Here is a 22855-nt window from a genome sequence, read left to right on the forward strand (position 1 = left end):
AAAATAGAGAGATTAAAAGGCTTGAAATAATCTTTAAAGAGTGGGTTAACAATAGACTTACCTATTAGTCAGGGCTTACCAAGAGACTTAACCTATTAGTTAGACTGCTTACTAGTTAAGAAGGCTTAATCAAGGTGATAAATGATATCTTAATCCCTTTAGATATTATTGTTTATTTAAAATAATCAGAAAGAATGGCCAATAATAAGGTAAGTACCAACCGAGGACGAGTATCCGCTGATTGAAACTTACCATAACAGAAAGGAGAAGAGAGTGATTAGGTAGACATTCCTGAGTATAGAAATGCCTTTAATAACCAATCTGAAATTGACTATTTTTTATTCGCCGCCCAACATTGAACGTAAAATAGCGCCTGCATCATCAGGGGGAAGTTTCAATATTTGGCTGTACATATCAATGGACATATCGCAGATCTTTTCACGATCGACATCAGGGCTGGCAGTGTTTGAGAACATCTGCAAATCATCACCATACTGCTGCTGCATTTGCGCCACAATAATATTAAGCTTGCTCTCATGCTATTGATTTTTCAGTTTTATAATCCCACCAGAGGAGGCTTTAAACAAACGGTTAATCGAGTCCAAATCCCGCAATTGCAGCTCTTTAGGTAGAGCTTTTGTGGCATTAACGCCCCCACTCACTTGTGGAAATAATGCCTTGAAACAAAGATGTTCGCTGCGATTATTGGCCTGATAATAACGCAATTCTTCCAGGATAATATTCATATAATCGATAACGTCTTTATCGGGCGCATGTCGAATTCGTTGTACGATTAGGCCTGAGACAGTCTGCTTCATTTCATCAATCAGTTGTTGCTCAGAATGTCCTTCTTTCTTTGATTTGAGGAAGTTGTCAATCAACTGAGTATAAAGGGCAGGCTCTTGCTGTTTCAGTGTTTGGAAGACAGGATACCCTTCAAATGAACGCTCTATCTGCGCTCTATCATTGCTTCGAAGCCCATTCGGATTAATATAATGGTAATAAACAATATTGCCAACAATGATGGGGATAATAACCCATAAAATAGCGCCTAACTTACCCAGTTTATTTTTGTTTCGTAATCCTGTGGTGATAACGCCTAAAGCCGCAGCGGCACCAGCAGATATCAAGACCTCCATCCAATTCACAACCCACTCCTTTATGTTATAAATATTAAAGTAGTAAGAATATTTAATCGCGACTTATATTAAGAATCTTAATCTACTGTCTATCTATCAGAATCAAGACCATTTACCGGAAAACTCACTGAGGGGTTTGATACGTCATTTCGTAAAAATAATCACTAAAAGGCAGTTCATAAATAGCACGAGTGCTATCCAATAGCGGGGGAAGCACCCTTGATTCACAGCGTGTGGAGTCTTCCGTTGGATATTCGCGCTGGCAATAACCCCGCGGGCTATCAATAAAAGCCATTTTAGGTGTTCGCTTAAGCACTAAAACTTTGCCTGCGCTAACAGCCGCCTGCGGTTCAATGAAAAAGAAACTGAGCTGCGATACGAACGCGGTGACACCAACCGCCACCACGATCACCCACAGATAAACAGAGCGCATACAGAATTCCTGCAATGGATAAAACCGCTATTACTCTACCAGCTAACGCGTTATAAGTGCCAAGAATAATAGCGAGAGATACAGAGCTAAACTCAAATAGAGCAACCACAGCTAACCACATCTGCATTTTCATTCGTGGAACCTACCAAAGGTAGCCCCTCATCACGCCACCCTGTCACTCCTCCTATCATCTCTTTCACTGCATAACCAAGCTGGCTGAGATTGACTGCCGCACGATGAACACCATTACAGTGCGGCCCGGCACAATAAATCACAAATAGTGTGTCCATTGGATAATGAGAATGTAAAGTTGCCGTCATTAATCGATGGGGAATATTGATAGCTTCTGGCACATGCGCCGACGCAAATGCAGCCTCACTACGTACATCCACCAAAATAAAGTCCACATCCCCCTGTTGCTGGCTGGAGTAAACATCCGAACAATCCGTTTCAAATGCCAAACGCTGAGAAAAGTGCTGTAATGCCCGCTCTGGAGATGCGGCTGGAATCTGACTCACTAAACTGCTCATATTATTTCTCCATTAAATATTTTGAAGCATCACTTTATGAAATGGTGTTAGCCAATTACAGTGGCAGAAATGACAATAAACCACTGAGATACGCCAATGAATCATTCAGCCACCGGGAGTGTGAAACAAAAGCCAGGTCTGGTCGCTACCTTGGCTTATGATGGTCTGTGCTTGTTTGAGTTTGGTATTGCGCAGGAAATATTCGGTCTGGCTCGCCCAGAATTTGATTTCCCTTGGTATCAGCATCAAGTGGTTGGTGTGGATAAACACATTTCTACGGCCAATGGTGGCCTACACATTCACGTGGATGCCGGGATGGATTTACTGGAACAGGCTAAAACTATTGTTATTCCCGGCTGGCGCAACCCTGACGCTCTCCCTCCAACAGCACTTACCGAGGCTTTGCAGCGAGCAACTGCACGCGGCACGCGTATTATTTCTATCTGTTCTGGTGTTTTTGTGCTGGCAGCAGCGGGATTATTACACGGCAAAAGCGCCACCACTCATTGGCGCTATACCGACTATTTGGCGCAACGCTATCCCGATATTCATGTCGATGCGAATGTGCTGTATGTCGATGAAGGACAAATTATCACCTCGGCAGGTAGCAGTGCCGGAATAGATGCTTGCTTGCACCTGATAACCCGTGATTTTGGTGCTCAAATCGCCAATCAGGTGGCACGACGATTAGTCATGGCCCCACAACGCCGTGGTGGGCAACAACAATTTATTCCTACACCGGTCGCTAAAGCATCCCATCGGGATATGGCAAAACTGATGGAACGAGTGCGTGGGCAGTTAGGCCAAAATTGGAGCATCAGCCAGATGGCTGCAGAATTGGCGCTCAGTGAAAGAACCTTTTTGCGGCATTTTTACGCGGCTACCGGTCAAACACCTAAAATATGGCTACAACACGAGAGAATGCACAAAGCGAAAGCGTTACTGGAAAGGGATCAGATTAATATTGCTGGAATTGCGGAGTATTGTGGATTTCAGACGATTGAAGGTTTTAGAAATGCATTTCGCCAAATAGTGGGGGTTACGCCTGCGGTATATCGGCGACAATTTAAATATAATTAGTGTCACTATCTTATAAGAATAAAATTATATAAGAAATATAAAGTAAAAAACCCCGCTATATAGCGAGGTTTTCTTATGACTGTATAAATTACAGTGCGACTACGTTTACAGCTGAAGGGCCTTTCTGGCCTTGCTCGATGCTGAACTCTACTTTCTGGCCTTCATCAAGACTTTTGAAATCATTGCTCTGGATAGCAGAGAAGTGTACAAACACGTCTTTGCTGCCGTCAGCAGGAGTAATGAAACCAAAACCTTTACCAGCGTCAAACCATTTTACTAAACCAGTCATTTTATTAGACATAGAGATACTTCCTTCAATTATTTTTGCCAACATGTGGCAATTGAGGTCTGCTTATCAAGAGTTACTTATGGGGGCACTAAAGAAGGAAATTCGTCGGAGAAGTGATGTCTAAAAATATCGCTTTAACTAGGAACTACTTTACTTAAATGGCTTACATAAATAGGTCTGTACTACAAACCGATGAGGCTATTAACGCATGCTGAGATATTAATAGCAAGGCTTATTTATTTCGTACATTAATGAAAGATGCAAAAAAATTATGATAAAACAATCACAGTTGTGTTGCTGCCCCTTGCAATGAAAGACACATTCTAGCGGGTGAGGTTATGCTCAGATTTCGCTATACTGCCACTGAAAATCGGAAGCCGTCATAAAGGAAAAGCAATGACAATGCGTGAACTTGAAGTGAAGTTTCTTAATGCAATGAGTGAGTTGCAATCAACTTTTGAGAAGCAACATCAGACATGGCAGGCAAGTTATAACGCGCTACAACATGAACTGGAGCAGTCAAAAGTACGAGAAGCCGCATTGCGGGCTAAAAATGATATGCTGCTGAGGCAACTCAATACGGCGAATACATTGCCCGAACAACACTCGCTGGTCAGGCAGATCAAAATGCTGGGCGCACACCTGGATGCTTTAGCGAAAGATGCCGCCGCGTTTAATCACCATCTGAATAATCAGCAGAAAAATAGCGATAATTTTAGTGGCGATAATCAGTAAACACTTTGTTGATTTATCGATAGCGGCGACTGAGCAGCCAGATCGTTTTATGTTGTCAATTTCACCTTTAATGGCGCAAAGAAACACTACATGACGTGGATAATTATTGCTGTTTTGATCGTAGTTTTTATTGTGGGTTATCGTGTACTGACATCAGATACTCGCAAGGCCGTGGATACATTGGCGAATTTACTGAAGATAAAACCGATTTATATTGAATCCATGCTGCAAGAGATGGGGCAGCGTCAAACACAAATGTTTATTCGCTCCACCAGCAATGGGTATGCCGAAGATGTCAGGAAGGCTGCTTATCTGGTCTTTATCTATCAAACCTTTATCAAAGATCCTTCCGATGAAAATGTGATGCAATGGCGAAATACGCTGATTCGTTCGCATATTTCCCCCATGCTAACTGCTGAGCATACTGAAGCGGCTTTGTTCTATTTCGCTGAGTTGGATTTAGATGCCTTTGAATTAGCACAATTTCGCCGCAATTATAATTTGCAATTTAATCAGGAAGCAGACGCCGTATTGCATTGATGAAGGCATTACGGCGCGACGAAATTAATGGCGACAAAGGCCGGCAAAGTTTACGGGAACATGCTGTTTAGGTAGCGCAATAACATTTCTCTTGAGCTAAAGCCGTGGGCAATACCGTAGCGATCTTCTGTTTCTCCCGCGAGATAAAGCGGAAATTCCAGATACTTGTCACTGATGCGAAGTGTTGCTGTCGGTGTGGCAAACAACAAACTTTTATCTTTTTGCGCCGGGTGGATAACCAATGCTGTCCTGCCCATGCGAGCTTCCCGGTTGACATAAACGTAATGCTCCGCTTTCCGATAACCGTAAGCCTGATCAACAGTATAATCCCGCTCAAAACCGGCATTCTCCAAGACCCTAGCCACTTCATCTGGCCGTAAATACATTTATTTCCCCTCTTTTTAACTACTATTGAGCGACCTTACCGTAATAAATAAGGGAAACCACGTATTTATTGGCTCAAAGCGACTATTTCGGAATAGTCTACACGCCATCAAGCCGGGCGGCGTTATCCCGACGCTGTTGTTGCTGTAATAATCGCAAGGTGAGCAATACGCCAAAAGCGACAATCAAGGCCGCTCCCAGATAAATTGCCGGTATACCGAATTGACCAATAGCTAACCCCGCCAGTGGGCCGGTAATCCCCAGCCCCAAATCAAGAAATGCGGAATAGGTGCCAAGCGCGGTGCCCTGATTCTGCGGTTCCACTTGTTTAACCGCCTCAACGCCCAAGGCGGGAAAGACCAGCGAGAAACCGGCACCGGCCAGAAATGCACCGACCTGAACCATCCAGGGGGCTCCTGCCCCCCAAATCAGCAACAAGCCAACAATTTCTAACAAAAAGGAAACCGCAGTCACTTTTAAGCCACCGTGGCGGTCAATACTGTTGCTGAATAACAAGCGGATACCGACAAATGCGATACTGAACAAAGTCAGGGAGAATGCGGCACCGCCCCACCCTTTATCGGCATAGAATAGTGTAATAAAGGTGGCAATCACCCCAAAACCCACGGTTCCGAACCCCAGCCCCAAACCGTAAAGCCAGATTTTCCCTAGCACCGCGCGAAAGGCAATACGCTTGCCCGTTACCACCGAAACTGCTGTTTTACGGCTGGCTAACACTAGCGCCAACAGCACGGCCAGGCAGATAAGCCAGGCGATACCCGCTAACCCCCAGTGCAGATTAAGATAAACGCCAAGCGGGGCACCTATCGCCATCGCGCCATAAGTTGCCACACCATTCCAGGAAATTACCCGCGCCGTATGGATAGATCCCACGACGCCCATGCCCCATAAGGTCGAGCCGGTGCTGGCAAAACTTTCGCCTACCCCCAGAAAAAAGCGGCCAACCACCAGCATCAACACACTGATTAATGGCAGGTTATCCAACCAAAAGGCCAGACCGCAGAATATCCCGCTAATCCCGCAGCAGCTCAAACCGAATAACACGACTTTTTTCGGCCCTAATAAATCAGCATATCGCCCGGCATGTGGGCGGCTGACCAAAGTGGCAAAATATTGAGCGCTAATAACCAAACCGGCCAGCAGTGAACTGTAACCCAAATGGTTATGGACAAAACCCGGCAATACCGCCAGCGGCAGGCCAATTGTCAGGTAACAAACGAAAGTAAAAATAACAATCGAGAGGATACGTTTATTGACTTGGCGAGTGCTGAGTGGCGCACTATTCACCACCGCAGGGGCTGAATCAGCAGACATAAACAAAGCTCAAACAAAAAAGAACGTGTTCTTACAATACGCCGATCAGCTTTCAGTCTGAATCAAATATGTATAATAAAACATTATTTCAGATAGCAGATAAACCTCTACAACTCGATTTTGCAAGGTGAGGACAGGTAGAAGAGTAAAGCGTCCGCGCCAGGGATGGGTTTACGGCGTCTTTACGATCTGCCTGTTTTCACCGCTACAGCACCTTTGTCATTAACTTCATATTAGTTACTTATTATTCCGCGCTTGCTGGTTCTCACGTCACAGTGAGGGAGTTATCCCCTTGCCCGCATAAACTCACGGTTGAAGTTAGATTTAGTTTGAAACCCTGCTTCCAACATAATATCGATCACCGGCGGCTCGGTTGTCGCCAATAACTGCGCAGCCTGTTCAATGCGCAACTGATTAACATATTGTGAGACATTTAACCTGGTTTGCTGATTAATCGCCTGTGACACTTTTCGTGCAGATACCCCGACTTTACGTGCCAATTTAGATAAGTTGAGTTGGCTGTCCAGATACAGATTATGGTGTTTTAAGCCCAATAAAATAGTCGAGAACAATTCATCCAGCGGTTCGCTCACCGGTTTATCATCTGCTGGTGCCTCGATAACAGGTTCCGCACGATGAGCGCGGGTGAACAACGTGTAACATATTACCAATATAATCAAGAAATTACTGATACTGACTATCACCCCAGCTTGATTTCCGGCAAAAAAGGCATAGTCCACACTGATAATGATGTCGCCCACCCCAGACCCCATTAGCAAAAGAACCATCAGTAACCCAATCAGAGCACTTTGTAATGCACAAACCAACAATAGCAGCCTGCTTCACTTAATTGCCCCACTGCTACTGATTAACGCCCATTATTTTATTTCACCGAATAAATCTCTGAATCTGGGCGGTGCAACATGGGGAAAATAACTGAACCAGCCGGGTATTACCGCTGTAACGTTAACCAATAGTGGGCATTTTGATTTTCTACCGCTATGTAAACTGGCGGCGGAAAGAGAGAAATCACATCAGCAGACCATTCAATAAATAATCACTTACCTTCAGCAACTGCATATTCTGCATTGAGACTAAATAACTGAATCAGTGAGAAACAGCGCACAGGCGAGTAATACACCACACAGAGCCATCACACTGAAAATCAGTTCGAACAGATAGCGATTGATCATGATGATTAGCCTATAAAAAAAGACACCCGGCATTAACCGGGTGTCTGGAATTGGCTAGACTGTGCGGGGTCGATGTCGCCCGCATTCCGGCATTATTATGCAGCTGGAGCAGTGGCTGATTTTTTAGCGGTTTTGTGGTGCTTTTTAGCGGCCTGTGCTTTTTGAGCTGGCGCTTTTTTCTCGTGTTTTTTAGCAGCCTGTGCTTTTTGAGCCGGCGCTTTCTTCTCATGTTTTTTAGCAGCTTGTGCTTTTTGTTCAGTGGTTTGTTTAGTGGCTTTGTGCTTTTTATGATGCGCTGGTGCAGCTTTTTCTGTGGCTGGAGCAGCAGTAGTGCTGGTTGCAGCTGGTGCTGCTGTAGCGGCCGCAGTTGTTTCGGCAGCGAAAGCAACAGAAGACAGACCCATGGTTGCAGCAACGATCAGCGCTAATACTTTTTTCATTTTAAAATCCTCAGAGTTTGTTTCGCTAAGCCCCCGGTGGGGCCGTTGGAAGAATCATAGAGGAATGGATTTTTTCTTTCCGTGAGTGATTGGTTTCGCTGAGTAACCAAATGTACAAAGCATGTTCTGACTATTTATAACCCATTCGGATTACTCCTGAAGCGGATTGCCCCTTGCTGTGATGGTCTACGCTTAATGTTCATCAAGTAAATCGGAGAGTCAAATGTTCAAGAAATCAGAAAAAATAGAAAGAGATCTCGATCAGGACGTGACCCTTCTGGCGGATACTCTCGACGATGTTTTACGCTCATCGGGCGACAAAACAAAAGAAGAGCTGGCCAAGGTGCGCCACAATGCTGAAGGTGTATTACGTGATGCACGAGCGCGTTTTAGCGGCTCGACCAGCTTAAAACAACATGCGCGTGATGTTGCCGGTAATGCTGATAATTATGTGCATGATAAACCTTGGCAAGGTGTTGGTATTGGTGCTGCCATCGGCCTGGTACTGGGTGTACTGCTGGCTCGCCGCTGATATCTGTTCGCAGGCCGATAAACTGACAGCCCACTTTTCTCTTTTCCCATCGCCGCCCGGCAATAAAGTATTTTACCTCCCTTTATTCCCTTGGAATTTGTCGCCAGCCCTGTGCTGGCGGCGTCATCTCTCAATTGTGCATAACTCATAGCAAATAACTACATATAGTGTGGTTGAATTAAATAAATACTAGATATAGTATTTTGTTTATCACTCGCGAGAATGAAATCGGGGTTGATAATCAGGGGCAGGTCGTCGAGACACACTAACAATCTGCTAAGTCTGCCTTTTATCAAACATACGCTAAATAGTTCGAGATGCAGGAAGGCGGCAAGTGAATGAGTCCCGATGAGCTTACATGAGTAAGTGATTCGGGTGACAAATCTGCCGAGAGCAGATTTGAACGCTGCTTGCCGCGGCCTCGCAGAGGCGAAGCCCATGAACGGGCTGAGTAATGAACGTAGCCAACGCACATGCAGCTTGAAGTATGACGGGTATAAGATGAGAATGCGAATCATGAGTATTATTATTTACAGCAAACCCGATTGTGTCCAGTGCAATGCAACCTATCGCGCTTTTGATAAACAAGGGATCCCTTATCAGGTTGTTGATTTAACTGAAGACTTACAGGCTTTAAACCACGTTAAATCTCTTGGCTATCAACAGGTTCCGGTGATTATCGCAGGTGATGATCATTGGTCTGGTTTCCGCCCCGACAAAATAAGTGCATTGGCTCAGGCAGTCGGTGCCTGATGAGGGCCAAAAAATGAATCCGTTGGTGTATTTCTCTAGTTCTTCGGAGAACACCCACCGTTTTGTCGGGAAGCTGGAGCTACCGGCAATACGTATTCCCATCGCGGGGGCGCGGGAAAAGTTACGGATGGAGCAGCCCTATATTTTGTTGGTACCCAGTTATGGTGGAGGCAGCCCGGTCGGCGCGGTGCCTATTCAGGTGATTAGGTTTCTCAATGATCCCCATAACCGTTCATTGATTCGCGGTGTGATTGCTGCGGGTAACACTAATTTTGGCGACGCCTATTGCCTGGCGGGGAAAATTATTTCCCAAAAATGTCAGGTTCCTTATCTGTATCGCTTTGAACTACTGGGTACAGCAGAAGATGTGGCAAACGTGCGCAAGGGAGTAACTGAATTTTGGCAACGACAGAACTGAGAATCACCGATTCATCCAGCAGTGAACTTGACTATCACTCACTGAATGCGATGTTGAACCTCTATGATGCCGATGGGCGTATCCAGTTTGATAAAGACCGCCTGGCTGCAAGGCAATATTTCTTGCAACACGTCAATCAAAACACGGTGTTTTTCCATAATTTACAGGAAAAACTCGATTATCTGCTGGAAGAGGGATACTACGAGAAAGAGGTGTTGGAAAAGTATGGCTTCAGCTTTATCAAGAGCTTATTCCAACAAGCTTATAGCAAAAAGTTTCGCTTCCCGACCTTCCTTGGCGCGTTTAAGTACTACACCGGCTATACCCTGAAAACCTTTGATGGTAAACGCTATCTGGAGCGCTATGAAGACCGTGTGTGTATGGTCGCCCTGACATTAGCTGCGGGTAATCAGCAAGTTGCGCGAGATTTAGTCGAAGAGATCATTACTGGCCGTTTCCAACCCGCCACGCCAACCTTCCTCAATTGCGGTAAGAAACAGCGCGGTGAGCTGGTCTCCTGCTTCCTGCTGCGCATTGAAGACAATATGGAGTCCATTGGTCGTTCCATTAACTCGGCACTGCAATTATCTAAACGTGGCGGCGGTGTCGCTTTCCTGCTGACGAATATCCGCGAAGTCGGCGCGCCGATTAAACGCATTGAAAATCAGTCGTCTGGCGTTATCCCTATCATGAAAATGTTGGAAGATGCTTTTTCCTATGCTAATCAACTGGGCGCACGCCAAGGGGCTGGGGCAGTCTATCTCCATGCCCATCATCCGGATATTTTGCGTTTTCTCGACACCAAACGCGAAAATGCCGATGAAAAAATACGGATTAAAACCCTGTCACTGGGTGTGGTTATCCCTGATATTACTTTTGAGTTGGCGAAGAATAATGAAGAAATGTACCTGTTTTCGCCTTATGACGTAGAACAAGTTTACGGCGTTCCTCTGTCTGAAATCAGTGTCAGTGAAAAATACCGCGAGATGGTCGATGATAAGCGCATCCGTAAAAGCAAAATTAAAGCGCGCGAGTTTTTCCAGATACTGGCAGAGATCCAATTTGAATCCGGTTATCCCTATATGATGTTTGAGGATACGGTGAACCGGGCCAACCCGATCAAAGGCCGGATTAATATGAGTAACCTGTGCTCGGAAATTTTGCAGGTTAATTCACCAACCGAATACAACGACGACCTTAGCTATCGCCATATTGGCAAGGATATCTCCTGTAACCTTGGCTCACTGAATATAGCCCACACCATGGATTCACCAGACTTTGGTAAATCGATTGAAACCGCTATTCGCGGGCTGACGGCCGTCTCTGATATGAGCCATATCCGCTCAGTGCCATCAATTGAAAAAGGTAATCAGGAATCCCATGCCATTGGCCTCGGGCAGATGAATCTGCACGGCTATCTGGCGCGCGAACGTATTTTTTACGGCTCAGAAGAAGCACTGGATTTCACCAATATCTATTTCTACACTGTGGCATATCATGCCATCCGCGCCTCCAATCAGTTGGCGATCGAACGCGACAGTCGCTTTAAAGGTTTCGACCAATCAACTTATGCATCGGGTCATTATTTCACTAAATATATCGAGCAAAGCTGGCAACCTAAAACAGCTAAAGTTTGTGCGCTATTTGCCCAAGCGGGGATTTCCATTCCGGATCAACAGGATTGGGCGGCACTGCGCCAGTCAGTGATGGAACACGGAATTTATAATCAGAACTTGCAGGCCGTGCCCCCGACTGGATCTATTTCATATATCAATCACTCGACCTCCAGTATCCACCCGATTGTCTCTCCAATTGAGATCCGCAAAGAAGGCAAAATTGGCCGGGTGTACTATCCCGCGCCTTATATGACCAACGATAATCTGGAATATTATCAGGATGCTTATCAAATCGGGCCGGAGAAAATCATCGATACCTATGCCGAAGCGACCCAGCATGTCGATCAGGGGCTGTCACTGACTCTGTTTTTCCGCGATACCGCCACGACCCGCGATATCAATAAAGCGCAGATATATGCCTGGAAGAAAGGGATTAAAACCATTTATTACATCCGACTGCGGCAGATGGCGCTTGAGGGCACGGAAGTTGAAGGCTGTGTTTCCTGCTCACTGTAATAAATAAAAATGGCTAATAAGGATGTGATGATATGAATGCAACAAAAACGATAAAACACGTCAGCGCCATCAATTGGAATAAAATTGAAGACGATAAAGACCTTGAAGTATGGAACCGCCTGACGGCTAATTTTTGGTTGCCGGAAAAAGTCCCGCTATCAAATGACATTCCTTCTTGGGCCAAACTCACCGCCGATGAACAGCAACTGACTATTCGGGTTTTTACCGGGCTGACACTGCTCGATACTATTCAAAATACGCTGGGTGCCCCGGCGTTAATTAAAGATGCAATTACCCCTCATGAGGAAGCGGTATTTTCCAATATCAGCTTTATGGAGGCCGTACACGCCCGCTCTTACAGCTCCATATTCTCAACCCTGTGTATGACATCCGATGTGGACGATGCCTATCGTTGGAGTGAGGAGAATGGCCCACTGCAAAAGAAAGCCGATATTATCCTTCAGCATTATAATAATGATGACCCCCTGAAGAAGAAAATTGCCAGTGTATTTTTGGAGTCATTTCTATTCTATTCCGGATTCTATTTACCTATGTATTGGTCAAGCCGCGCCAGATTAACCAATACCGCAGATCTTATTCGGCTGATTATTCGCGATGAGGCAGTTCATGGCTATTATATCGGCTATAAATTCCAGAAAGGATTGGAGAAAGTAGATAATAATCGCCGTCAAGAAATAAAGAATTTCGCCTTCGATTTGTTGCAGGACTTATATGACAATGAAGTGCACTATACTGAGAGCCTTTATGATGGGGTTGGCTGGACAGAAGATGTCAAAAAATTCCTCCATTACAATGCTAATAAGGCATTAATGAATTTGGGTTATGAAGCCCTATTCCCCGCCAGTCAGGCCAATGTCAACCCAGCCATTTTAGCGGCATTATCACCCAATGCGGATGAAAATCACGATTTTTTCTCTGGCTCAGGTTCGTCATATGTAATAGGTAAAGCAGTCAATACTGAGGACGAAGACTGGGATTTCTAAGCTCACCTCTTCCCCATAAAAACTCCCCTTTTTGCTAATATAACAAAGGGGAGCGCCCCTCTCTGGCGAGCAGAGCAAGATGGCCGGATTGCCCCAACCAAATCTAAAATTTCATCTTCCTCTCAATTTGGCTACAGGCCAGAGTATCAGGGGGATTCAACACTTTCATTGCAGGAAATATAACGCTCAATAATATAGAAAATATATTGCCGATATATGTGCAATATTCACACTATTAACACTCAAATTAGCCATTAGATTCATTAGCAATATTAGGCGATTTATCTAAAACAAAAAACCACAGTATTAATGCAAGTAAATTAACAAGTTAAAAACCTATATATTGGGATGAAGGCTATTGCAAAAATGATTATAGGAACATTGAGGGTTGTCTCAGATTCTCATTGTGTTAGGGTATATGGCGCTCTATTTTTTCATCAGGATAATATTGATCGAATAAACATAATTTAAAATTGACAGAGGAATACACCAGCTGCATGGCAATTAAACTCGAAGTAAAGAACTTATATAAAATATTTGGTGAGCATCCAGAACGGGCTTTTAAACTACTTGAATCAGGTAAGAATAAAGAGCAGATATTTGCCAAAACTGGTTTGTCCGTTGGCGTTAAAGATGCCAATCTGGCCATTGAAGAAGGCGAGATATTCGTCATCATGGGGTTATCCGGTTCCGGTAAATCCACCCTGGTACGCCTTCTCAATCGTCTGATAGAACCCACTCGTGGTGAAGTGCTCATTGACGGCGAAGATATTGCCAAAATATCTGATAGCGCCCTGCGTACCGTACGCCGAAATAAGATAAGCATGGTCTTCCAATCCTTTGCATTAATGCCCCATCTGAATGTGCTCGATAACACGGCATTCGGTATGGAGTTAGCTGGCGTGCCGCAAGCGGAACGTCATGAAAAAGCCTTGGAAGCATTACGGCAGGTGAGTCTGGAAAGCTACGCACATTCTTATCCCGACGAGTTGTCAGGTGGGATGCGCCAGCGCGTAGGTTTAGCCCGCGCTATGGCCAATAACCCCGATATCCTATTAATGGATGAAGCCTTCTCAGCACTCGACCCATTAATTCGTACTGAAATGCAGGATGAACTGGTCAAGCTACAGGCCAAACATCAACGAACTATCGTCTTTATCTCTCATGATCTGGATGAAGCCATGCGTATCGGCGATCGCATTGCCATTATGCAAGGCGGCGAAGTGGTACAAGTCGGGACACCGGATGAAATACTTAATAATCCGGCGAATGACTATGTACGCACTTTCTTCCGTGGTGTCGACATCAGCCACGTCTTTAGTGCCAAGGATATCGCGCGGCGTCGTCCGGTATCCTTGATCCGCAAAACACCGGGTTTCGGCCCTCGTTCAGCGTTAAAACTGCTTCAGGATGAAGACCGCGATTACGGCTATGTGCTGGAGCGCGGGCAGAAGTTTATTGGCGTGGTATCGATAGATTCACTGAAAAAAGCATTGGCAGAGAACCAATCACTGGATAGTGCCTTATTGGCTGATCCAGCACCGGTTCCGGCAGACATGCCCCTCAGTGAGCTGATTTCACTGGTGGCACAGGCTCCGTGCGCGGTTCCTGTGGTCGGTGAAGACAACAGTTATATCGGTATTATTTCCAAAGCCATGCTGTTGCAGGCCTTAGATAAGGAGACGCCAAATGAGTGATCAAATCCAAAACAGCACCCCCGTTGATAGCAACCCGTGGGCGACGGATGCGGCAACTTCAGTAGCACCGGCCGCGACTGATAGCACTCAGACTCTATCAGCCGCTGCTGACCCATGGGGAGCGAGTATGGCCGAGGGTAGCCATGCCGCAGGCAGTGCCAGCCATGAGGTTGCTTCTCAGGCCGTACAGAGCCAAGCCGCACAAAGTACCGATTGGCTAAACAGCGCTCCGGCAGCCACACCTGAACATTTCAGTCTGATGGACCCGTTCCATAATACCTGGGTGCCACTGGATTCGTGGGTTACCCACGGTATTGATTGGGTGGTGCTGCATTTCCGCCCGCTGTTCCAAGGCATTCGCGTGCCGGTTGATTTCATTCTCAGTGGCTTCCAACACTTATTGCTGGGCATGCCAGCACCAGTGGCGATTCTGGTTTTCGCATTGATCGCCTGGCAGTTCTCTACCCTGGGGATGGGGGTGGCAACCTTGGTTTCCCTGATTGCCATCGGCGCGATTGGTGCCTGGTCGCAAGCGATGGTGACACTGGCACTGGTTCTGACCTCGCTGTTCTTCTGTATCCTTATCGGACTACCGCTCGGGATATGGCTGGCACGCAGTAATAACGCCGCACGAATTATTCGGCCCTTACTGGATGCGATGCAGACCACTCCGGCCTTCGTCTATCTGGTGCCCATTGTCATGCTGTTCGGTATTGGTAATGTCCCAGGTGTCGTGGTGACCATTATCTTTGCTCTACCACCCATTGTTCGCCTGACTATTTTGGGTATTAAGCAAGTACCGGAAGATCTTATAGAAGCAGCTGAGTCCTTCGGCGCTAATCCACGTCAGATGCTCTTTAAAGTGCAATTGCCGCTGGCGATGCCAACCATCATGGCCGGTGTCAACCAGACCTTAATGCTCGCATTGTCGATGGTTGTTATTGCTTCAATGATTGCCGTTGGTGGGTTGGGCCAGATGGTGCTGCGCGGTATTGGTCGCCTTGATATGGGGCTGGCCGCTGTTGGGGGGGTCGGTATTGTGATTCTGGCCATTATCCTTGACCGCCTGACCCAATCACTAGGCCGTGACCGCCGCAGTAAAGGCATTGGTCGCTGGTATACCACTGGCCCTATCGGGCTAATCACCAAACCATTCCGTAACACTAAGTAATTTCAATTCATTACGCTCAATGTCATCCCCAAAGTCATTGGCGCTGCGGCAAGGCAGCAAGCGAGTAAATCCCGATGAGCTTACATCAGTAAGTGATTCGGGTGCGTGAGCGCCGCTAACACAGCTGCAGTGTCAAGGACGAAGGGGATAAGGAGAAAATTATGCGCACGACTGGAATCTGGGCCCTGGCCCTCACCACACTGGTAAGCACTCAGTTATCCGCCGCAGAATTACCGGGCAAAGGCATCACTGTCCAACCACTGCAAAGCACCATTTCAGAAGAAACCTTCCAGACCTCACTGGTCAATAAAGCGCTCGAGAAGCTCGGTTACGACGTCCAGCCAACCAAAGAGGTTGATTACAATGTCGCTTACTCTTCTATTGCCGCCGGTGATGCGACTTATCTGGCGGTAAACTGGGAGCCGCTGCATAATGATCAATACGCAGCCGCAGGTGGCGATGCCAAATTCTACCGTCAGGGTAACTTTATTGAAGGGCTGGCTCAGGGCTATTTGATCGACAAAAAAACTGCTGATAAATATCATATTACTAATATTGAGCAGCTAAAAGATCCGAAAATTGCCAAACTGTTTGATGCCAATAACGACGGCAAAGCGGATCTCACCGGCTGTAATCCGGGCTGGGGTTGTGAAGCGCCGATTAACCACCAGATCCAAGCCTATGGCCTCAGCGATACGGTAACCCACAATCAGGGTAACTATGCCGCCATGATTGCCGATACCATCACGCGCTACAAAGAAGGCAAGCCAATCCTGTATTACACCTGGACACCATATTGGGTCAGCGACGTACTGGTTCCCGGCCGTGATGTGGTGTGGTTACAGGTGCCGTTCTCTTCCCTGCCGGACAAAACTATCGACACTCAGCTTTCTAACGGTGCGAACTACGGCTTCCCACCGAGCGTGATGCATATTGTCGCCAACAAAAAATGGGCTGAAGCTAACCCAGCCGCTGCCAAGCTGTTCTCCATCATGAAGTTATCAATTAATGATGTGAATGCTCAGAACATGCGGATGCATGCCGGTGAATCCTCAGATGCCGATATCGAACGTCATGTGAATGGTTGGATCCAAGCTCATCAGGCAACCTTTGATGGCTGGGTGAAAACAGCCGCTGAAGCGGGTAATGTGAAAGCTACGCAGTAAATTCTAAATGGGTTTATTGGTCTGTTACCCAAGGCGGCGTTCTATTATTTTGCCCCCTGCGGCTTCAAGTGCCAAGGGTATACCCAAAGTAATTGGAGTTGCAGGTAGGCAGCAAGTGAATGCATCCCAATGAGCTTACCCAGGTAAGTGATTTGGGTAAGTGAGCGTAGCTAACACCCCTGCGGCTTCAAGTGCCAAGGATATACCCAAAGTAATTGGAGTTGCAGGTAGGCAGCAAGCGAATGCATCCCAATGAGCTTACCTAAGTAAGTGATTTGGGTAAGTGAGCGTAGCTAACCCCCCTGCGGCTTCAAGTACGAAGGGTATAGATACAACGAAGCCCTGAGTTAACAATAACTCAGGGCTTCTGAATGTTGGCGGTGCGGACGGGACTCGAACCCGCGACCCCCGGCGTGACAGGCCGGTATTCTAACCGACTGAACTACCGCACCACGCTGCTGTTCCGGTTAAGAACGAGTGGGATATTACGTATGCAGTGCAATCTCGTCAACACTTTTTCCAGGAAAATAAGCCGTTTGCACAGTTTTTCATCTGGAAATTACTTTATTCTGCATTTGCACTATCTTCCGTCTCTGGTGGCATACGCCAGAGACAGCTACCGCCCTTTTTCATCACCAAATCCAGACGTGACTCATGAGCGGCTAACTCATCTTCAGCGGCATAAATTATTTTCAGTCCAGATGCTGGCCGGGTAATACGCTGGATATCGTCTGAGGAATTATTCTGCGACTGATCACCTTCCATTGAGAAAGAAAGTGACGTCTGCCCGCCGGTCATCGCCAGATAAACTTCTGCCAGAATTTCGGCATCGAGTAATGCGCCGTGCAATGTTCGCTTGGTATTATCTATCTGGTAGCGATCGCACAGAGCATCAAGGTTATTTCGCTTGCCTGGGAACAAGCGGCGCGCTAATAACAAGCTATCCGTGATGGTACAGAAGGTTTCGGTTTTCGGAATGTCCTGCTGCAACATTCGGAATTCATAATCCATAAAGCCGATATCAAACGCCGCGTTATGGATGACCAACTCAGCGCCGCGGATAAACTCGATAAACTCCGGTGCAATATCCGCAAAGGTGGGTTTATCAGCTAAAAACTCGTCGCTAATACCATGAACCCCGTAAGCTTCCGGATCGACCAGACGGTCAGGTTTGATATAAACATGGAAATTTCTGCCGGTCAGACGACGGTTGATCACTTCAACTGCGCCGATTTCAATAATCTTATGGCCTTCATAATGAACGCCCAGCTTATTCATACCGGTGGTTTCAGTATCCAGAACAATCTGTCTGGTCGGTGTAACTTGCATATTGCCAGTGCTCATAGCGCTCGTTTATGTCAGACTTAACGTTTAATCAGATAGGAAGAGTCTACCAGAGATGACTAAACAGGTAGAAATTTTCACCGACGGATCTTGTCTTGGCAATCCCGGCCCCGGTGGTTACGGCGCAATTTTGCGTTACAAACAACATGAAAAAACCTTTAGCGCTGGCTATTTCCTGACAACGAACAACCGCATGGAGCTAATGGCCGCTATCGTGGCGCTGGAAGCATTGACCTCACCTTGCGAAGTCACTCTTAGCACCGACAGCCAATATGTGCGCCAGGGGATTACTCAGTGGATTCATAACTGGAAAAAGCGCGACTGGAAAACTACCGACCGCAAACCGGTGCGTAATGTCGATTTATGGCAGCGGCTGGATCGGGCTATTCAGACCCATCAGATACAGTGGGAATGGGTAAAAGGCCATGCGGGGCATCCGGAAAACGAGCGTTGTGATGAACTGGCCCGTGAAGGTGCAAACTCACCGACGTTAGAAGATACCGGTTATAACCCCAATTAACCTTTCAACCTTGATGTGACTGCACCATCAAGGTTGATCACGATAGCTTTTCGTTGCCCCAACAGCTCGGCTGAACCACGGTTTACGCGCGCCGAACTTCATCGGATTAAACGTTAACGGAATAGTGCGTTTGCGGGCAACAATCAAGCTGACACACCCCAACGCCGGCAGATGGGTGCTGATAAAGCGCCCACCTTCTTTATGCCACGGCAACACATGAAAGCGCGACAAATACAAAACTTCATAATTTAATAAACTGAGCCAATCCAATAAGCGCATCTGAGTAAACATGCGGCTAATATGGGGTTGCCGCTGGCGCAATAACGGCACCAACTTCCCTGCCCCCAAGAGACTCATTGGATTAAAATTGCTGATAACCAGCCAGCCGTCATCAATCAGTACCCGATCCACCTCACGTAAAATGCGGTGCGGATCAGCAGCATAGGCTAAAGTATGGGACAGTAAGCAAGCATCCACCGATTTCTCAGCAAAAGGTAACTGATATGGGCTGGCAAGCACCTGCATATTTTTGCCCTGTTCTCCCACATTCACCTGATGGGAAATAGCACATTTATCGCTGGCGATTTCAGCACTCAAATGGCCTATCTTCAGTAAGTGGAAACCAAAGAATTTCGGCCACCAGGGCTGCAACTGCTGCTCAATTGCCGCACGATAATACTCTCCCCAAGGTAACTCAGCCCAAGATGCGGGCGCATCGATCTTTTGGCGTGTTTGTGCTGGTTTCATGTTTTAACGTCTTCTTTCAAACTGTTGCCAATAAAAGAGGTATCTAATGAATCTTATCAGTATTCCGGCATTTCAAGACAATTACATTTGGCTGTTGGCTGACACACAAAAGCACTGTGTCATTGTAGACCCCGGTGAATCAGCCCCCGTGCTGGCCGCACTGAGCCAAGGCCAGTACCTTCCTCAGGCCATATTATTAACCCATCATCATCACGATCACGTTGGGGGTGTCGCGGATTTGCGCCGTCATTTCCCCGAAATTCCGGTCTATGGACCACAAGAAACTGCAGATAAAGGCGCGACAATTATTGTAAATGGGGGGGATCACCTGAGTATCGGCGGCCAAAACTATCAGGTTATTGCCGTTCCCGGTCACACCATTGGGCATATCGCATACTACAGCAAACCTTATCTTTTCTGTGGTGATACGCTATTTTCCGCCGGCTGCGGCAGACTATTTGAGGGCACTCCGGCGCAAATGTACGCGTCTATTCAACAGCTCGCACAACTCCCTGATGAAACCTTAATTTGCAGCGCGCATGAATATACTCTCGCAAATCTTAAGTTTGCCCGTTTTATTCTGCCCTCAGATCAAGACATTGCTACATATCAGCAGCAAATCATGCAATTACGAGCAAAAAACCAACCTAGCTTACCCGTAAAATTGCAAATTGAGCGGAAAATTAATGTTTTTTTACGTTGCAATGACATTGATTTACAAAGAAAAATAGGCGTAATGTCGCCACCGGACTCACTTGTCTCAGTTTTTTCCGAATTACGTGCACAGAAAGACCGTTTCTGAGCTTTTAGTTGTGTTTTTTATCGAAGCAAAGTATGATTGGTCGTCTTTTAAGCAACTACATTGACACACACATGAAGACCAAAGCGATATTTCTCGCCTCAGTCTTGCTTGTTGGGTGCCAGACGTCCAAGGTGGGCGTTCAGGCTCCTGTACAGCATGCACAGAGTTTGTCTTCGGCAGGTCAAGAGAGTGAAGCAGGAGAGTACACAAATAGCGCCCGAGTGGGCAGCGCGCGATGGCTGGATAGTGAGAGTGGCCTCGCGCAGCAAGATTTGTGGAACTTCATTAGCGACGAGCTGAAGATGAAGGTTCCGGAAAATTCCCGGATCCGTGAACAGAAGCAAAAGTACTTAAAAAATAAGAGCTATCTCCACGATGTAACATTACGGGCAGAGCCGTACATGTACCTGATAGTCGAGCAGATTAAGAAACGTAAGATGCCGATGGAATTGGTACTGCTACCCATAGTGGAGAGCGCTTTTGACCCACACGCGACATCATCCGCCAACGCCGCAGGGCTGTGGCAGATAGTGCCAAGTACCGGTCGAAATTATGGCTTGAAACAAAACCAATGGTATGACGGCCGCAGAGATGTGGTTGCTTCTACCAAAGCAGCGCTTGATATGATGGAGCGCCTGAACAAGATGTTTGACGGTGACTGGTTGTTAACAGTCGCTGCGTATAACAGCGGTGAAGGCAGAGTCATGCAGGCGGTGAAAGCCAATAAGGCAAAGGGTAAACCGACGAACTTTTGGGCATTGTCGCTTCCTCGTGAAACGTCAATTTATGTTCCAAAAATGCTGGCCTTGGGTGATTTAATCAAGAACAGCAAAAAGTACGGTATAACCTTACCTGAACCCGACAAAGACCGTGCATTGGCGCGAGTTGATGTTGGTCAGCAGATAGAGCTAACTCAGGCGGCTGAGATGGCGGGGATGTCACTGACAAAGTTGAAATCCTTTAATTCAGGGTATAAGCGCAATGTAACGGCACCAGCTGGACACGGTCCTCGTTATATCATGTTGCCGAAAGCCCATGCTGAGCAGCTTAAAGATTCATTGGCAGATACTGATATTGCCGCAGTTCAACCAACCAAGTTGGCACAGAACAGCACAAAATCAGCATCAAGTTCGCAGTATAAAGTTCGCCCCGGCGATACCTTATCTACGATTGCCAAGCGGTTGAATATCAAGACCAGCGATTTGCAGAGTTGGAACAACTTAAGTGCCAAGAGCACCTTAAAAGTTGGGCAAACCCTGCAACTGGCAAGCAATACAACCAGCAGCAACAGCATCACCTATCAGGTTCGTAAAGGTGATTCTTTTGCCAGTATTGCCAAGCGTCACGGTGTAAACACCGACGATGTGATGCGATGGAATTCGGTAGTCAGCAAAGCTAATAAATTGCTGCCAGGTTTGAAATTGACGCTGTTCGTTAACGGCAAATCAACCCCGGACGCATAAAGTCAGAATCGTTATAAAGCTGTTAAAAAGCACCTTTCGGGGTGCTCAGAAATGTTGATGAACCCCACTTTTTTGTGGGGTTCTGTCTTTTTAGTGACCAAAGGTTACGTTCGCGATTTTTTCCCTGCCGGTCACTCAGACTCTTCAGCAATGCCCTTAACATCTTTCCATACCCATCAGCCCTGTTTTAGCCCTATATCATTAAACATAATAAAATAGCGCCAGCAGCGCATCTTCTTGATGTTTTTTTGCACAACCACAGCAAGAAGGCACTACATTTGTACTTTCATCAGCTCACGGAACCGCGCGTAGCTGTGCCCATGGTGCTGTTTGGCATCCGCGAAGCTTCCCCTACCCCTTTCTTTTCGTCGCGCGTAAACCTTCTCACGCACAGTCAGCCTCATCTGAGGCTGCCCCCCATCACTTTCAGGCTGCTTTGCTATGTATATAGCCGTCGAGGCATCGGGGACTTTCTCGGTCAGGCCGAGGCGTAGGAAGTAAAGATAGGCGACATTAACCTGGATTTCCTGCACCAGTTGAAGTTCACTAGAGATGCCAAACAGCTAGGAGCATCATTTTGAACAGCAAGACAGGGGAAATTGCGGGGCGGCCATTGTTGTGACAATAAAGGTAGGCGACTTCGGCGCGGATAAACTCAAAATCGATGGCAGCATCAACTTTGCGAACCAGATGATACTGTGACACCAACTCTTCGGGCCAGACCATTTCAAGTTGATATTTTGTTTAGAGGCAGATTCTTTTAGCATAGGAATACGCTCATTTCTTAGCCTATTCCTATTAGATCAAAGTCCCGGTCCAGAAGCCAGGCCTTTGCCAGCAATAGTTGGCCACCCGTCAGGGTAGCCTTCTCTTTTATTTGGCTTTTTACATACAAAAATCCACGCAAAAAACCTATTTCTATCGTTTTTTATATTTCCCACATAGCAAAAACCCCACGCTTTTGGCATGGGGTCTCGGCTTGATTTGATGCCTGGCAGTGTCCTACTC

At 46.6% G+C, this 22855-nt stretch carries 23 protein-coding genes, 1 tRNA gene and 4 pseudogenes; 14 read left to right on the forward strand and 14 right to left on the reverse strand.

The window, feature by feature from the left end; all coding sequences use genetic code 11:
* Nucleotides 1-338: 338 nt before the first annotated feature.
* The 3 genes and pseudogenes from HU019_RS17830 to HU019_RS17840 form a co-directional block, all read right to left on the reverse strand.
* A pseudogene (locus HU019_RS17830) lies at nt 339-1148 on the reverse strand (DNA gyrase).
* A 115-nt stretch (nt 1149-1263) separates the two neighbouring features.
* A complete protein-coding gene (locus tag HU019_RS17835; protein WP_174849999.1) occupies nt 1264-1572 on the reverse strand; it encodes a DNA-directed RNA polymerase subunit beta in 309 nt (102 codons plus the stop codon).
* A 92-nt stretch (nt 1573-1664) separates the two neighbouring features.
* Nucleotides 1665-2102, reverse strand: coding sequence for a rhodanese-like domain-containing protein (locus HU019_RS17840; RefSeq protein ID WP_174850000.1), 438 nt, complete (start codon nt 2100-2102; stop codon nt 1665-1667).
* A gap of 96 nt (nt 2103-2198) precedes the next feature.
* Here HU019_RS17840 and ftrA point away from each other — a divergent pair, with 96 nt between their 5' ends.
* Complete coding sequence (gene ftrA, locus HU019_RS17845) at nt 2199-3182, forward strand: transcriptional regulator FtrA (RefSeq protein WP_174850001.1); 984 nt, start codon at nt 2199-2201, stop codon at nt 3180-3182.
* Between the two features lie 88 nt (nt 3183-3270).
* On the opposite strand, the gene cspG is transcribed toward ftrA, so the two are convergent.
* Nucleotides 3271-3483, reverse strand: coding sequence for a cold shock protein CspG (cspG, locus tag HU019_RS17850; protein WP_174850508.1), 213 nt, complete (start codon nt 3481-3483; stop codon nt 3271-3273).
* Nucleotides 3484-3867: 384 nt separating this feature from the next.
* On the opposite strand from cspG, the gene HU019_RS17855 reads away from it, so the two are divergent.
* Entirely contained in the window at nt 3868-4206 is a 339-nt protein-coding gene (locus HU019_RS17855) for an MbeD/MobD family mobilization/exclusion protein (RefSeq protein ID WP_174850002.1), read from the forward strand.
* A 90-nt stretch (nt 4207-4296) separates the two neighbouring features.
* The gene (locus tag HU019_RS17860) at nt 4297-4746 is read left to right on the forward strand and encodes a DUF1198 domain-containing protein (RefSeq protein ID WP_050108273.1); all 450 of its coding nucleotides are present in this window, start codon (nt 4297-4299) and stop codon (nt 4744-4746) included.
* A gap of 50 nt (nt 4747-4796) precedes the next feature.
* Here the strand turns inward: HU019_RS17860 and HU019_RS17865 are convergent, their stop codons facing one another.
* The 4 genes and pseudogenes from HU019_RS17865 to asr all read right to left on the reverse strand — a co-directional run bounded on the left by HU019_RS17865 (nt 4797) and on the right by asr (nt 8098).
* Complete coding sequence (locus HU019_RS17865) at nt 4797-5132, reverse strand: DUF2002 family protein (protein ID WP_005173008.1); 336 nt, start codon at nt 5130-5132, stop codon at nt 4797-4799.
* 97 nt (nt 5133-5229) lie between these two features.
* On the reverse strand, nt 5230-6465 hold the full coding sequence (locus HU019_RS17870; RefSeq protein WP_174850003.1) for an MFS transporter: 1236 nt from the start codon (nt 6463-6465) through the stop codon (nt 5230-5232).
* A 270-nt stretch (nt 6466-6735) separates the two neighbouring features.
* Nucleotides 6736-7259 (reverse strand): annotated as a pseudogene (locus HU019_RS17875) (helix-turn-helix domain-containing protein); the annotation flags it as partial.
* Nucleotides 7260-7753: 494 nt separating this feature from the next.
* Nucleotides 7754-8098, reverse strand: coding sequence for an acid resistance repetitive basic protein Asr (asr, locus tag HU019_RS17880; protein ID WP_174850004.1), 345 nt, complete (start codon nt 8096-8098; stop codon nt 7754-7756).
* Nucleotides 8099-8321: 223 nt separating this feature from the next.
* Between asr and HU019_RS17885 the strand changes: the two genes are divergently transcribed.
* From HU019_RS17885 to proX, 8 genes are all read left to right on the forward strand, one after another.
* Nucleotides 8322-8630, forward strand: a complete 309-nt coding sequence (locus HU019_RS17885) for an ElaB/YgaM/YqjD family protein (RefSeq protein WP_174850005.1) — start codon at nt 8322-8324, stop codon at nt 8628-8630.
* Nucleotides 8631-9146: 516 nt separating this feature from the next.
* Nucleotides 9147-9383 carry a glutaredoxin-like protein NrdH gene (gene nrdH, locus HU019_RS17890; RefSeq protein ID WP_174850006.1) on the forward strand — a complete coding sequence of 79 codons (237 nt, stop codon included), beginning with the start codon at nt 9147-9149 and terminating at the stop codon, nt 9381-9383.
* Nucleotides 9384-9396: 13 nt separating this feature from the next.
* Nucleotides 9397-9801 (forward strand): class Ib ribonucleoside-diphosphate reductase assembly flavoprotein NrdI, encoded by a 405-nt coding sequence (nrdI, locus tag HU019_RS17895; protein ID WP_005164331.1) that lies wholly within the window; start codon nt 9397-9399, stop codon nt 9799-9801.
* Nucleotides 9783-11933 (forward strand): class 1b ribonucleoside-diphosphate reductase subunit alpha, encoded by a 2151-nt coding sequence (gene nrdE / locus HU019_RS17900; protein ID WP_174850007.1) that lies wholly within the window; start codon nt 9783-9785, stop codon nt 11931-11933. The genes nrdI and nrdE overlap by 19 nt, the downstream gene beginning before the upstream one ends.
* Before the next feature lie 32 nt (nt 11934-11965).
* Entirely contained in the window at nt 11966-12937 is a 972-nt protein-coding gene (gene nrdF / locus HU019_RS17905) for a class 1b ribonucleoside-diphosphate reductase subunit beta (RefSeq protein ID WP_174850008.1), read from the forward strand.
* Nucleotides 12938-13434: 497 nt separating this feature from the next.
* Nucleotides 13435-14634 carry a glycine betaine/L-proline ABC transporter ATP-binding protein ProV gene (proV, locus tag HU019_RS17910; protein ID WP_050076512.1) on the forward strand — a complete coding sequence of 400 codons (1200 nt, stop codon included), beginning with the start codon at nt 13435-13437 and terminating at the stop codon, nt 14632-14634.
* Nucleotides 14627-15805, forward strand: coding sequence for a glycine betaine/L-proline ABC transporter permease ProW (gene proW / locus HU019_RS17915; protein ID WP_174850009.1), 1179 nt, complete (start codon nt 14627-14629; stop codon nt 15803-15805). The genes proV and proW overlap by 8 nt, the downstream gene beginning before the upstream one ends.
* Before the next feature lie 161 nt (nt 15806-15966).
* Nucleotides 15967-16971, forward strand: a complete 1005-nt coding sequence (proX, locus tag HU019_RS17920; RefSeq protein WP_174850010.1) for a glycine betaine/L-proline ABC transporter substrate-binding protein ProX — start codon at nt 15967-15969, stop codon at nt 16969-16971.
* 375 nt (nt 16972-17346) lie between these two features.
* Here proX and HU019_RS17925 read toward each other — a convergent pair.
* Both HU019_RS17925 and dnaQ read right to left on the reverse strand, forming a co-directional pair.
* Nucleotides 17347-17423: transfer RNA gene (locus HU019_RS17925), tRNA-Asp, on the reverse strand.
* A 112-nt stretch (nt 17424-17535) separates the two neighbouring features.
* On the reverse strand, nt 17536-18300 hold the full coding sequence (dnaQ, locus tag HU019_RS17930) for a DNA polymerase III subunit epsilon (protein ID WP_174850015.1): 765 nt from the start codon (nt 18298-18300) through the stop codon (nt 17536-17538).
* Between the two features lie 70 nt (nt 18301-18370).
* On the opposite strand from dnaQ, the gene rnhA reads away from it, so the two are divergent.
* Complete coding sequence (rnhA, locus tag HU019_RS17935; protein ID WP_174850011.1) at nt 18371-18835, forward strand: ribonuclease HI; 465 nt, start codon at nt 18371-18373, stop codon at nt 18833-18835.
* A 27-nt stretch (nt 18836-18862) separates the two neighbouring features.
* Here rnhA and HU019_RS17940 read toward each other — a convergent pair whose 3' ends face one another.
* Nucleotides 18863-19582, reverse strand: a complete 720-nt coding sequence (locus tag HU019_RS17940; protein WP_174850012.1) for a class I SAM-dependent methyltransferase — start codon at nt 19580-19582, stop codon at nt 18863-18865.
* Between the two features lie 46 nt (nt 19583-19628).
* Here HU019_RS17940 and gloB point away from each other — a divergent pair, with 46 nt between their 5' ends.
* Both gloB and mltD read left to right on the forward strand, forming a co-directional pair.
* Complete coding sequence (gloB, locus tag HU019_RS17945) at nt 19629-20384, forward strand: hydroxyacylglutathione hydrolase (RefSeq protein ID WP_174850013.1); 756 nt, start codon at nt 19629-19631, stop codon at nt 20382-20384.
* A 71-nt stretch (nt 20385-20455) separates the two neighbouring features.
* Entirely contained in the window at nt 20456-21847 is a 1392-nt protein-coding gene (mltD, locus tag HU019_RS17950; protein WP_174850016.1) for a murein transglycosylase D, read from the forward strand.
* A gap of 90 nt (nt 21848-21937) precedes the next feature.
* On the opposite strand, the pseudogene HU019_RS20560 reads toward mltD, so the two are convergent.
* The 3 genes and pseudogenes from HU019_RS20560 to HU019_RS20200 all read right to left on the reverse strand — a co-directional run.
* Nucleotides 21938-22254, reverse strand: a pseudogene (locus tag HU019_RS20560) (transposase); the annotation flags it as partial.
* A gap of 45 nt (nt 22255-22299) precedes the next feature.
* Nucleotides 22300-22573 (reverse strand): annotated as a pseudogene (locus tag HU019_RS17955) (transposase); the annotation flags it as partial.
* A gap of 77 nt (nt 22574-22650) precedes the next feature.
* The coding region (locus HU019_RS20200) for a hypothetical protein (protein WP_217450928.1) at nt 22651-22855 on the reverse strand (205 nt) is incomplete at its 5' end.

Origin of the sequence: Yersinia artesiana (assembly GCF_902726545.1) — a bacterium.
Lineage (GTDB): Bacteria > Pseudomonadota > Gammaproteobacteria > Enterobacterales > Enterobacteriaceae > Yersinia > Yersinia artesiana.

Bases quoted from the DNA above. Each gene is read 5' to 3' on its own strand.
- proV (WP_050076512.1), top strand. From the start codon at position 13,435: ATGGCAATTAAACTCGAAGTAAAGAACTTATATAAAATATTTGGTGAG.
- gloB (WP_174850013.1), top strand. From the start codon at position 19,629: ATGAATCTTATCAGTATTCCGGCATTTCAAGACAATTACATTTGGCTG.
- HU019_RS17835 (WP_174849999.1), bottom strand. From the start codon at position 1,572: ATGCGCTCTGTTTATCTGTGGGTGATCGTGGTGGCGGTTGGTGTCACC.
- rnhA (WP_174850011.1), top strand. From the start codon at position 18,371: ATGACTAAACAGGTAGAAATTTTCACCGACGGATCTTGTCTTGGCAAT.
- mltD (WP_174850016.1), top strand. From the start codon at position 20,456: ATGAAGACCAAAGCGATATTTCTCGCCTCAGTCTTGCTTGTTGGGTGC.
- nrdF (WP_174850008.1), top strand. From the start codon at position 11,966: ATGAATGCAACAAAAACGATAAAACACGTCAGCGCCATCAATTGGAAT.
- proX (WP_174850010.1), top strand. From the start codon at position 15,967: ATGCGCACGACTGGAATCTGGGCCCTGGCCCTCACCACACTGGTAAGC.
- cspG (WP_174850508.1), bottom strand. From the start codon at position 3,483: ATGTCTAATAAAATGACTGGTTTAGTAAAATGGTTTGACGCTGGTAAA.
- HU019_RS17855 (WP_174850002.1), top strand. From the start codon at position 3,868: ATGACAATGCGTGAACTTGAAGTGAAGTTTCTTAATGCAATGAGTGAG.
- HU019_RS17885 (WP_174850005.1), top strand. From the start codon at position 8,322: ATGTTCAAGAAATCAGAAAAAATAGAAAGAGATCTCGATCAGGACGTG.
- HU019_RS17840 (WP_174850000.1), bottom strand. From the start codon at position 2,102: ATGAGCAGTTTAGTGAGTCAGATTCCAGCCGCATCTCCAGAGCGGGCA.
- dnaQ (WP_174850015.1), bottom strand. From the start codon at position 18,300: ATGCAAGTTACACCGACCAGACAGATTGTTCTGGATACTGAAACCACC.
- nrdI (WP_005164331.1), top strand. From the start codon at position 9,397: ATGAATCCGTTGGTGTATTTCTCTAGTTCTTCGGAGAACACCCACCGT.
- HU019_RS17860 (WP_050108273.1), top strand. From the start codon at position 4,297: ATGACGTGGATAATTATTGCTGTTTTGATCGTAGTTTTTATTGTGGGT.
- ftrA (WP_174850001.1), top strand. From the start codon at position 2,199: ATGAATCATTCAGCCACCGGGAGTGTGAAACAAAAGCCAGGTCTGGTC.
- asr (WP_174850004.1), bottom strand. From the start codon at position 8,098: ATGAAAAAAGTATTAGCGCTGATCGTTGCTGCAACCATGGGTCTGTCT.
- HU019_RS17940 (WP_174850012.1), bottom strand. From the start codon at position 19,582: ATGAAACCAGCACAAACACGCCAAAAGATCGATGCGCCCGCATCTTGG.
- HU019_RS17870 (WP_174850003.1), bottom strand. From the start codon at position 6,465: ATGTCTGCTGATTCAGCCCCTGCGGTGGTGAATAGTGCGCCACTCAGC.
- nrdH (WP_174850006.1), top strand. From the start codon at position 9,147: ATGAGTATTATTATTTACAGCAAACCCGATTGTGTCCAGTGCAATGCA.
- HU019_RS17865 (WP_005173008.1), bottom strand. From the start codon at position 5,132: ATGTATTTACGGCCAGATGAAGTGGCTAGGGTCTTGGAGAATGCCGGT.
- proW (WP_174850009.1), top strand. From the start codon at position 14,627: ATGAGTGATCAAATCCAAAACAGCACCCCCGTTGATAGCAACCCGTGG.